General features: G+C 41.6%; 9 protein-coding genes. 2 read left to right on the forward strand and 7 right to left on the reverse strand.

The features are described from left to right. Positions 1-52 precede the first annotated feature (52 nt). From BLS23_RS16710 to BLS23_RS16735, 6 genes are all read right to left on the reverse strand, one after another. Positions 53-859 (reverse strand): VLRF1 family aeRF1-type release factor, encoded by an 807-nt coding sequence (locus BLS23_RS16710; protein WP_089654185.1) that lies wholly within the window; start codon positions 857-859, stop codon positions 53-55. Positions 860-946: 87 nt separating this feature from the next. Continuing rightward, the gene (locus tag BLS23_RS16715; RefSeq protein ID WP_089654186.1) at positions 947-2,167 is read right to left on the reverse strand and encodes an LTA synthase family protein; all 1,221 of its coding nucleotides are present in this window, start codon (positions 2,165-2,167) and stop codon (positions 947-949) included. A gap of 2 nt (positions 2,168-2,169) precedes the next feature. Beyond that, complete coding sequence (locus BLS23_RS16720; protein WP_089654187.1) at positions 2,170-3,378, reverse strand: DUF58 domain-containing protein; 1,209 nt, start codon at positions 3,376-3,378, stop codon at positions 2,170-2,172. Then, complete coding sequence (locus tag BLS23_RS16725; RefSeq protein ID WP_089654188.1) at positions 3,375-4,322, reverse strand: AAA family ATPase; 948 nt, start codon at positions 4,320-4,322, stop codon at positions 3,375-3,377. Before BLS23_RS16725 ends, BLS23_RS16720 begins: the two co-directional genes overlap by 4 nt. Before the next feature lie 248 nt (positions 4,323-4,570). Next, complete coding sequence (locus tag BLS23_RS16730) at positions 4,571-5,482, reverse strand: glycine betaine ABC transporter substrate-binding protein (RefSeq protein ID WP_089654189.1); 912 nt, start codon at positions 5,480-5,482, stop codon at positions 4,571-4,573. Between the two features lie 187 nt (positions 5,483-5,669). Further along, positions 5,670-5,846 (reverse strand): YfhD family protein, encoded by a 177-nt coding sequence (locus tag BLS23_RS16735; protein WP_089654190.1) that lies wholly within the window; start codon positions 5,844-5,846, stop codon positions 5,670-5,672. Between the two features lie 388 nt (positions 5,847-6,234). Between BLS23_RS16735 and BLS23_RS16740 the strand changes: the two genes are divergently transcribed. Further along, positions 6,235-8,811 carry a glycoside hydrolase family 31 protein gene (locus BLS23_RS16740; protein ID WP_089654191.1) on the forward strand — a complete coding sequence of 859 codons (2,577 nt, stop codon included), beginning with the start codon at positions 6,235-6,237 and terminating at the stop codon, positions 8,809-8,811. Between the two features lie 407 nt (positions 8,812-9,218). Here the strand turns inward: BLS23_RS16740 and BLS23_RS16745 are convergent, their stop codons facing one another. Beyond that, positions 9,219-10,388, reverse strand: a complete 1,170-nt coding sequence (locus tag BLS23_RS16745) for an MFS transporter (RefSeq protein WP_089654192.1) — start codon at positions 10,386-10,388, stop codon at positions 9,219-9,221. A gap of 355 nt (positions 10,389-10,743) precedes the next feature. On the opposite strand from BLS23_RS16745, the gene BLS23_RS21925 reads away from it, so the two are divergent. Then, on the forward strand, positions 10,744-10,946 hold a 203-nt coding region (locus BLS23_RS21925; protein WP_208599191.1), incomplete at its 3' end, for a hypothetical protein.

The raw sequence follows: 10,946 nt of genomic DNA on the forward strand, positions 1-10,946 counted from the left end.
AAAACTTTCCAAATAAAAAGGTGCCGGCTTTAGCACCAGCACCTTTCTGAGATTATTGCACAACTTCATCAAGAACATGCATCTCTTCATGGTCGAGAAGGTTCTTGTTGATCATGTCTTCAGCTTCTTTATTCATATTGTCCTGCAGATCTTTCAGCTCTTCTTTATCACCGACAAGATAGAAGCGCTCCCAGCCATAATCTTTAGCTAGTTTATCAATCTTAGGAGCTACACTCTTGTACCATCGATAACGGTTGGCTTCGAAGCGCTCTTGGAATTGATCTCTCTTGGAAGTCTTGGCACCACCAGATCCCATGGAAGGCTGAGCACGGTGTGGCCCTTGGTGCTGCCTCCAATCTTCCGTATCTAAATCAAGCTCAAACAACTGTGTATCTTTCAGTGTTCCAAGTTCTGCATCAATCAATTTGATTTGATTTTTCTGAGTTAAGACGATTCCTGTTTTAGGGAACTTGTTCTGCATCTCTTTCAATTGATCCAGGACAGGTGTTTCTTCCCAGTAGAATTCTGTCTTCACTGGCATTTGGAAACGCTCAGCAAACCATACCGTGTCATCGCCAGTGGCAAATAAAACAACACTCTTAGCGAAGTTTTGTTCATTTTCTTCTATGAATTGCTCCACTTTTTCTTTTACTGCCCAATAGTTTCTCTTTTCATCCGAATCTCCATCTTTTTGAAGATAGGATTCGAAATTATTCAATCCGTTTTTCAAATGGATCTTCCATTCTCCCCCTTGTTGATCGGGGTCGGAAGGGTCGGTGTTTAAATACATCGTAAATACTTTTTGTGGTTTTTCTAAGTGTACTGCCTCTAGTTTCTTTATTTCTTTATTTAAGTCCATAAAACAGCGACTCCTTTCAAGAATTGTAAATCGAATCTAGTCTGTATGTTTCCTGAAAAAGATGTGCTTAAACTTATTTCCTAGAGGTCAGTGGTTTTTCTCGATAATTTTTTGTTTGAGTTTTTTCAATTCAAGCTCAAATTGCTCTTTTTCCTCGGTTGTTAACGTTTGACTGCCATACCGCACTTTTTGATAAAGCTCGGTCGATTCAATAGTAAGCCCAATCCTCTGAAACCAACCCTCGATTGATTCATTTGAATATCTGCCACATCCATTCCGGGCGGCAAAATGTTCAAAGGTGCGAAACTGCTTTCTCACCCATCCTTCTGTGCGTGACCTATGAAAAGAAAAAGTTGAGGAAGATCTCTTTTTCTCATCTTCACCATATGCATAATACTGATAGTTGAGAGCATCAGTGGCTGTTTCCATATCTATGTTCACTCTTTTTCTCAAAAAGAAAAAGGTGATCAAAGCCAAAAGAAGTGCAACGACGATTAGGACAACGGTTCCTGTTTCAATCGCTTCTGCTACTTTTTGAGTGGTTTCTTGATTGCTATCATTCATTCGTTGGAGCTCTTCTTGCCTTTCTTGAGATGAAAACTTCATTTCCGGTAAAGAATCTTCTTCCATAGGCTCGATTCTAGAAACATCAAGACCTATTTTAGCGAGGAGTGTCATGATTCCGTTGATTCCTACAAGAAAGGCGTACGAAATTCCACTCCAGAGTGTTCCAATCAAAGAACGTAGATATGGAAAAAGAAGCAAAATTACCGAGGTTCCTGTGATTAAAGAGAGAAAGATGACGGAGAGACTCTTCCATCCTCCTTTTCTCTCCCTTCTGTCTACGTTGTAATAATGTGAAAAAGCATACCCTCCCCACGTTACAACGTATAGGGAAATCAGTGCGTAGACTAAATCCCAGGACTGGAAGAAGAAGATCATGATAAAAGTCAAAATCGATGTGGACAAAATTAATGATATTTCATGATTCAAATCAGGATCTCGTTCATGGCGGTAATATCTCCATACTAGAAATGATCCGACGATGAATCCCAGTAATAAACCAGCGCCCACAAAATAGGCAATCATTATGATTATCGCTAAACTAAACAGATAGGGGAAAAAGCCTGACGACCACCTTCTTATAAGAAAAAATAGAACGATACTAACGACCACATATGTACTAAACAGAACATAAGAGAGAGATAGAGACATCCATTGAGTCAAAGGGAAAAGAAGCACGAAGAAAAGCATCGCTTCCCCTAAGATCTGATAAACAAAAGTGATATTCCTTTTACCTTCCACCATATTCAAGCACCCCCTCTTTGTAAGGCAGGGCGTAAATAGGCAGATGAACCATCCATCTGTACCTGAAGCACAACAGCACCTCTAGATTGCCAGTCTTTTAACTTATCTACAGTTCCATCAGGAATTTCCCCCACAATGAGAACAACTTTACTGCTTAAGCCGCGCGATCCGAACCAATGGAACAATTGATCCATGGGCAGCAGCCGTTGTTCTTTATCAATCCGGGCCAACATTTCCAGGGAGTGTCGTAAATGGACGCTGCCCTCTCCTTTTTCTTGGTAAAAATAAGGGTTTCTTTGAGGTTTTCGCATGTTAATGATCATTTCATATGGATAGCCCCGTTCTGTAGCCGTATAGCATAAATAACAGGCATAGGACAACAATGACTCGAGGCGGGGAGACAAATGCTCATTTCCTAGTCTCGTTTGTTCCACTACGTTGACGATGATCGTCCAACTCCCATCCACCTGACGCTCCAATACTTTCGTCTTCAAAGATTGTGATTTCGCACTCGCTTTCCAATGGATTTTATGAAAGGCGTCCCCCTGTTCGTAATCTCGCGTTCCCACAGGTGTTAGAACATCTTCATAGGGTGAAAAATTCGCGCGTTGTTCCCCTATGGATGGATGAATAAATTCTTTGACACCGAGTACAGGTTCCGGCGTTGGATAAACAATAAACTCTGTTTGATACGGTTTTTTATACCGCATTTTTATAGGAGTGAAATTCAGTAAATGGGGAAACCGGAACGACATATTCCTTGCTTTTGTTACGCCGCGTTTTTCAGCTCTTACTGGTATATGCACAATGGATTCCCCACGCCTCATTAACGAAAAGGGTAATTTGAATGAATAGGAATGGTTCAATTCATTCATCATTTCTCTTCGACTACTTACCATTTTTCCCGTTTCAAAGGACAACGTTCCATTTAACATAGGAACCCTTGAATAATTGTTCATGTGGATTTTCCATTCTGTTTCATCTCCTGGAAACAAACGAACGGAACGTTTGGCATTTTGCAGCTCAAAATCCGAACCACTATAATGATCGAAAATCTTACTTCCAAGTATAAATATGATGAGAAGACCTGTAGGGAAATAAAAAATCGGCTGATTGAGGATAAACCCGACTAATCCGGTGAAGATTACCGCAGCCAAAACACCATCATAAAACCTTCTTCCCAATCCGAGTTGCTTTTCCCAATGATTCACTGTACCGAACCTGCTTCAACGGGAACCGGAACTTCCTGAATCACTTCCTGGATCACCTGGCTTTTCGTTTTCCGTATGGCCCCCTCCATAGAAAGCACAATACGGTGTTCCAACACATAAGGGGCTAGAAATTTCACATCTTCCGGGCGGACAAAATCATTTCCCAATAGTAACGCCCGAGCCTGACTCGCTCTCATAAAAGCGAGGGCTCCCCTCGTACTGACGCCTAACTCGATATCCTCACTTTCACGTGTCAACCGAACAAGATCCAAAAGATAATTCATCGTATCATCGGCAATGGCAATGTCTTTTGATTGTTCACGGATATGTAAAATTTCTTCTAACGAGATTTGTGGCGTGAGTGTTTCAAACGGTTCATTTTTTTGATATGTTCTTAAAATGTTTTTTTCTTCTTGTTCCGTCGGGTATCCCATGTCGATCTTGAACAAAAACCGATCCAATTGGGCTTCAGGAAGAGGAAACGTCCCATGGTTTCCTTCCACGGGGTTCTGAGTTGCAATGACAAAGAGTGGTGGAGCAATCTTTAACGTTTCACCATCCACAGTCGTTTGCTTTTCCTCCATGACCTCAAGCAGACTGGACTGCGTCTTCGGAGTCGCCCGGTTGATTTCATCTGCGAGGAGGACATTCGTCATGACCGGACCTTCACGCAATTCGAATTCCTGGGTTTTAGGATTAAAGAATTGAATGCCTGTGACATCACTTGGAAGGACGTCCGGAGTGAATTGAATCCTTGAGAAATGACCATCCATCACTTTAGCGAAACTTTTAGCTAGTTTCGTCTTCCCAGAGCCAGGCACACTTTCCAGAAGTGCGTGTCCATCTGCAATGATGGAGACAAACAACAACTCCACAACCTCATCTTTTCCGAGGATCACTCGACCGATCGTTTCTTTCGCTTTTCTTATTTTCTCTATACTCATTATGTAAAAGCTCCTTTGTACTAAAACTTCAGTTATCCATTATACCAAATTATGTTAGATAATTCTTTCAATTCAGATGATTCGCTGTCCCTATGAATGTTCCAACATAAATATATTTACTCGTGACTGGTGAATGATCAGTTGGTCTGAGTCGCTGACCTGGAAATTTAATATCTGACTCTTTATGTTTGCAAAAGGATACAAGAGCATAAAAAAGACCCGCTCTGAAGAGAGCGGGTCTTGATATATTATTCTTTTGTCCATTCATCGATAAGGTCTTGATGCTCGTCAATCCACTTTTGAGCACCTTCTTGGGCGTCGCCAGCTTCATTAATGCTAGCCATGAGGCTGCCAAGCTGATCATCGTTCAACATAAAGTTGTCAAACCACTTGACCACTTGAGGCTGATCCTCTTCTAATCCTTTGCGCGCAGCGTAAGAGATGTTTTCGGAATCGCCATAAACGTTTTTAGGATCTTCCAAGAACTTCAAATCCATTTCAGCGAATACCCAGTGCGGCTTCCAGAGGGTCGCAACGATAGGTTCTTCACTTTCCATGGAACCCTTTAACTCTGTGATCATTGTTGGCTCAGAAGATGCTGCAAGTGTATAATCCAACCCATATTCACTGATAACTTTGTCAGTCAAAGACATAATACTTGCTCCTGCATCAATCCCTACAATCTGCTTATCAGGGAATGCATCGGAGCCTTTCAAATCTTCGATTGAATTAATATCTTCCATATAACTTGGCACAGCCAGGCCTAATTTTGTCCCTTCATACCAAGTTTCACGCCAGTCGATATCTTCTTTATATTTTTCATAAAACGCTTTGTCCGTGTTCGGAAGCCAGATTTCCATACCGATATCTAGATCCCCACTGGATAAAGCCTCATATAGAAAACCTTTTTCTACTTGTTCCAGCTCTACCGTGTAGCCCTTCTCTTCAAGAACAAGCTTCCACATATTCGATACAGCGACGTTCTCCGCCCAGTTGTTCATCCCAATTTTGACGGTTCCTTTTTCTTCAGAAGTTTCAGCATTGTCTCCTTCGTTTTCGTTACCATTTGATGTATCTTCCCCTGACTCACCGCCACAAGCAGCTAAAGTTAAGAGAATACCAAGAAATACAGCTGGTAACCATCTACGCCATTGTTTCATAACAGATGACCTCCTCTAAGTATTCATTTATTTTCTATGTGATTCATATATTCAAACACAATTTAAAATTATATCATAAAGTAATTCAAGTTCAAACAATTTAAACTGTACAAAATGTACTCCTGTATGATTATTCCACACCAGGTCATCCAAATTATGGATGACCTGGTGTGGCTATATTTACCATTTATTGTTTTTTGTGAGCGCGGCGGTCTGCGGCTTCTGCTCTTTGTTGAGCGATTTTGTCTTCACGATCCGCTAATTCTTCAGAGAACTCTACATCAATGTTCTTCTGATTTTTAGGTGTTTGAGGTAACTTACGTTTTTGTTTCCCTTTGTTTTTACGGTGTTCGTCTCTACCCATGTTCTTCCCCTCCTTTTTAGTTGGAACAATGGTAGTATTTTTCGAATCACCAAAAATATTCTTAAGATAAAGCCATAACAGCCGATTGTTTCGGCTCAATAATTTACTTTATGGGGGTTTTCATACTTTTTACATAAAAAGAACCCAAAGTCCCCACATTTGTTAAGGAATCGTAAAGGATGAACCATTGGTTGGAATCTCACTTTTTTTGGAAACTCTTACAAAAACTATTTCAAACGCTTCCAATCGCTCTATAATAAGGCTGGTGATTCTTATGGCTTATGGGAACGATTCCACATTTTCTATATTGCCAGTTTTTCACACTCGGTATAAAGTTGATTTGCGCAACCGGTTGACGCAAAAAATTCTATTGAGGTGAAAAGCTAACATGCACAAACCATCCCAAAAAATCTCCCGCTTAGTTGCTACTACGGCTATTGCGGCTACGGTATTGGCAGCACAAGCACCGAACGTACTAGCGGTAACACAACCCCACCCAGATCAAGAGCTGAACCAGGAGGCTGTAAAAAAACAACTTCATGTTGAAGGTGTGGAACAGCTTGAAAATGGAGTGAAGCTAGATTTATCCTCTGATCAAACCGCTTTTATTCGTCTCTTTTCCGAAGACATGGCAAAAGTTTCGATTCTAAAAGAAGGGGAAGAAGAATATTTCTCTGAAGCCATCACCAAAAAAGAATGGGGCACCCCTTCTTTTGATGTTTCTGAAGAGAAAAGCGAAATCACTCTCACTACAGACGAAATCACCATCAAAATAAAAAAAGAACCTTTCGGCGTTAAATTCCTTGATAAGGAAGGAAACGTAATCAACGAAGATTACATGCAAAACGGTTCTGGATATGACGGGGAAAAGCCTTATGTATATAAAAAGACGACAGAAGATGAAGCTTTTTACGGATTTGGTGAACAATCCGGACTTGAAGTAAACCAACGTGGTGAAAGCATTGGAATGTTCAATACGGACGCTTATGCATATGGAACAGACACAAAATACTTATACACATCCATTCCATTCTTCATCGGTCTAAAAAATGAAAAAGCGTACGGCATGTTCTTCGATAACACGAACCGTTCTTATTTCGAAATGGCGAGTGAGAGTGACGATTATTATTACTTCTACGCAGATGACGGTACATTAAACTACTACTTCATGTACGGTCCTGAAATTGAAGATGTACTCGATCGTTACACAGAATTGACAGGTAAAATGGACAAACCTGCCAAGTGGACGCTTGGTTTGCACCAATCCAAATGGGAATATTCAGCTGAAGATATTGAACGTGTAGCTGAAACCTATCGCGAAAAAGAGATCCCCGTGGACACCATGCATTTCGACATCGACTATATGGATGAATACCGTGTGTTTACATGGTCTGATAAATTTGGCGACGAAGCTCTTCATCAAAAACTTGATGCCATGAACTTCAAAAAAATCACAATCAACGATCCTGCTGTCAAAAAAGACCCTGGTTACTTCATGTACGATGAAGGAACAGCCAACGATTACTGGGCAAAGAATCCTGATGGATCAAACTTTGTAGGTGAAGTATGGCCTGGAGAATCCATGTTCCCTGACTTTTCAAAAGAAGAGGTGCGTGAGTGGTGGGCAAGCAAGCACGACATCCTATTCGATAAAGGAATCGATGGCCTATGGAATGACATGAACGAACCAGCTGTATTCGACGGTCCATACCACACCATGCCACTGGATGTAACCTTTGGCGAAGGTGAAAACAAACGAACACACGAAGAATACCATAACCTCTATGGACATGATGAAGCAGAAGCTACATACGATGCTTTTGAAATGTACAAACCAAATGAGCGTCCGTTTGTATTGACACGTGATATGTACGCAGGTTCTCAACGGTACGCAGCTCTTTGGACAGGTGACAACGTAAGTGAATGGGATCACTTAGAAATGTCTCTTCCAATGAACATGAACGTCGGCCTTTCAGGTGTACCGTTCGTAGGAAATGATATTGGTGGTTTCGCTGGACGCCCTGATGCAGAAATGTTTGCCCGCTGGATCGAAGTCGGTGCCTTCCTACCATTCTCCCGCATTCACTATGATAGTGATAAAAAAGCAGAAGGTAAGAAACAGGCGCAGGAACCTTGGGCTTTCGGTCAGGAAGTCGAAGACATCAGTAAGAAATACATTGAGATGCGCTACAAATTGATGCCTTACCTTTATAATGCATTCATCGATGCTGCCGAACAAGGGACTCCAGTTCAACAACCGCTTGTTTATCAATTCCAAGATGATGAGAACACCTATAATGTAAGTGATCAATTCATGTTTGGAAAAGAAATGATGCTGGCACCAATTGTTGAAGAAGGACAAACAGAGCGTGACGTTTACTTGCCTGAAGGAGAAACGTGGGTGGACTATTGGACGGGGGAAGAGTTTGACGGAGGTCAGACCATCACGACAGAAGCACAACTTGATCACCTGCCGATTTACGTCAAAAAGGATTCTATGATCCCTACACGTGAAGTACAGCAATATACTGGTGAAAAGCCACTCGAAAACCTAGTCCTAGATACCTATTTGAATGAAAAAGCCACCTATTCCTTCTATGAAGATGATGGCGCAACATTAGATTACAAGGACGGCGAGTACAATGTGACAGACCTGGAAGTGAAACGTAAAGGGAAGCACATTGAATTCAAGAAAAAAGAAAAAGCGACAGGTTACGATACTGACTTAGAATCTTACACGCTGAAGCTTAATGGAGAAGAAGCACCTAAACGTGTACGTGCTGCAAAAGCGAAGTACAAGGAGGTCAGCTCTGTAGAGGAAGTAAAATCAACTCAAGAGTCCTTCTTTTATGATAATGAAGAACAAGCTCTTTATGTGAATGTTCCGGCTGATGAAAAACATAAAGTGAAGATTTTCTTCAATGGTAAAAAAGATAAAGCAGGCAAGTCTGACAAGAAAAAATAAACGGCACCCAAGCCTATCCTTATTATTGGATGATTACAAATCATGAAGGAATCTCCATCTAACATATTCAATAAATCAAAGTGGCTAGCAGATCATCTGCTAGCCATTTGTTATAAGGCTGATCTATATATGAGAACAAAATACTGCTAGCACGATCATTTATAATGATTGTTCTACTCTTCGTCTTTCAATGGTTAGATTCTAAAGCGGAAAGCATGTAAATCCAACACCTTTATAAAGATCAAGCAAAAACCAAGTGACCATGCACACTTAGACCTCAAATAAACAGTTCCTTCGATGGCCGACTCTCCTTTTACCCTCCCTCACTTGGAATAGTGGGAAATGAATGCAGTTGAATATAAAGGAGAATAAACAAAAACCCCACCGCGTCCGGTGGGGTTCTTATGTTATTGCTGAATAGCTTCCTGCTCATGCGTTTGTCGCCCACGAGTAATGGAGAAATAGGCGGTGGCCAAAGCGACAAGCACGAAAAATCCTCCAACAGTTGCGTTATGAATAACGGAACTCTGCTCAATGACAATTCCACCGATGGAAGAACCAAAAGCAATTCCGAAATGCAATGCAGAGTTGTTCAAGCTTTGCTGAATATCTGACGTTTCAGGTGCCGAGGAAATCAGATAATTTTGTTGTGCAGGTGTCACTGCCCAGCTCAATGCACTCCAAATCACCATCACCATTATGAATAATGGAAGGGAAAATGTGACATACGGAATTGTGAAAATAGCGACCGCAAAGACGAGGATAATGCCGAGAATGCTTCTCTCAGATCCAAATTTGTCCGATAAGAAACCTCCGACTCCTCCCCCCATAACGGCTGCGACACCGAAGATGAAGTAAACAATACTCACCCAAGTACCGTTCATCCCCATTTCCGATTTTAGAAATGGAGTCAGATAAGCATACAAGGCAAGGTGCCCTGTCAAAAACAAGAACGAGGTCAGCTGTGCAGAAAAAATCTTTTTATCTTTCAACGTCCGCAGTTGCTCTTTAACAGTAATGACGGGTTTCGGAGCAATATTACCCAACGAAATCCATACGGCCACTAAAGAGAGCAGAGTCAGTACACTAATCAGTAAAAAAGGGGCTCTCCATCCAAAGCTGTTTCCAATAGTCAGCCCAATGGGTACTCCAAGAACAAGAGAACCACTGATGCCCATAAAAATGGTACCAATCGCTCTTCCTCTATATTCTTTAGTAACAATGGCAGAAGAAATTGTCACAGCGAGCACCACAAGCAATGATCCACTCGCCGCTGTTAATACCCTCGCAAGCATAATTGTGGAATAATTCGGGCTCAAATAGGCGAGCATGTTTCCAAGAAAGAAAATAACTAACGTGACAAGCATCAATTTTTTCCGGTCAAACCGAGCGGTTGCCGTAAGTAAAACCGGTGATGCCACCGCAAATACTAAGGAAAAAATAGTGATCAATAGACCCGCTTGACCAAGGGTGATACCAAGATCATCGGCAACAAGGTCTAGAATCCCACCGATAATCAATTCAACGGTTCCGACAACAAAGGCAACAAGTGCTAACAAATAAACTTTTTTATTCATAATTGCATGACCCTTTCTATTAGGTTACCACTACAATGGTAACCATATGAAAAGGATAAAACAAGAGGAAATGTTTACGTTTTTCATTCCTCCATGTATTCTAAACCTAAAGCATCAATAAAAAACTTCTATTATACTAAAGCTCCCTATTCTTGAAGACTCAGTTTCGAGATGTTTATGTGAATTTAGGGGCTCCGGGAAAAGGTTCGCTTTCCATGGGGCGGGCGGTGAGCCTCCTCGAGCTTCGCTCTGTGGGGTCTCACCTGTCCCACACGGCCCATAGGAGTCTCACCGTTTCCCTCCGCCCCTTTGCCATATAAGTGTCTCGAAACCACTTCCAGAATAAGTTGCTTTTATGCACAGATTTAATGGAGGATACGAACTTGCAGGCACTCTATTCTGGGTGCAGAAAGCTTGTTATGTAGCGCTTTATGCATATAACACAAGGATAGTGGAAGACCCCCCACACAGTAATGGGGTTCGTTTCTCACATTCATCGAATGGGGTGGTTGGGAAGCTGCGAGACTCCCGCGGGAATGGATTGGCTGGCGAGACCCC

Origin of the sequence: Halobacillus aidingensis, from assembly GCF_900104185.1 — a bacterium.
Lineage (GTDB): Bacteria > Bacillota > Bacilli > Bacillales > Halobacillaceae > Halobacillus > Halobacillus aidingensis.

Excerpts from the sequence above, each read along its gene's own strand:
- BLS23_RS16710 (WP_089654185.1), bottom strand. The coding sequence starts at position 859 with ATGGACTTAAATAAAGAAATAAAGAAACTAGAGGCAGTACACTTAGAA.
- BLS23_RS16715 (WP_089654186.1), bottom strand. The coding sequence starts at position 2,167 with ATGGTGGAAGGTAAAAGGAATATCACTTTTGTTTATCAGATCTTAGGG.
- BLS23_RS16725 (WP_089654188.1), bottom strand. The coding sequence starts at position 4,322 with ATGAGTATAGAGAAAATAAGAAAAGCGAAAGAAACGATCGGTCGAGTG.
- BLS23_RS16730 (WP_089654189.1), bottom strand. The coding sequence starts at position 5,482 with ATGAAACAATGGCGTAGATGGTTACCAGCTGTATTTCTTGGTATTCTC.
- BLS23_RS16735 (WP_089654190.1), bottom strand. The coding sequence starts at position 5,846 with ATGGGTAGAGACGAACACCGTAAAAACAAAGGGAAACAAAAACGTAAG.
- BLS23_RS16740 (WP_089654191.1), top strand. The coding sequence starts at position 6,235 with ATGCACAAACCATCCCAAAAAATCTCCCGCTTAGTTGCTACTACGGCT.
- BLS23_RS16745 (WP_089654192.1), bottom strand. The coding sequence starts at position 10,388 with ATGAATAAAAAAGTTTATTTGTTAGCACTTGTTGCCTTTGTTGTCGGA.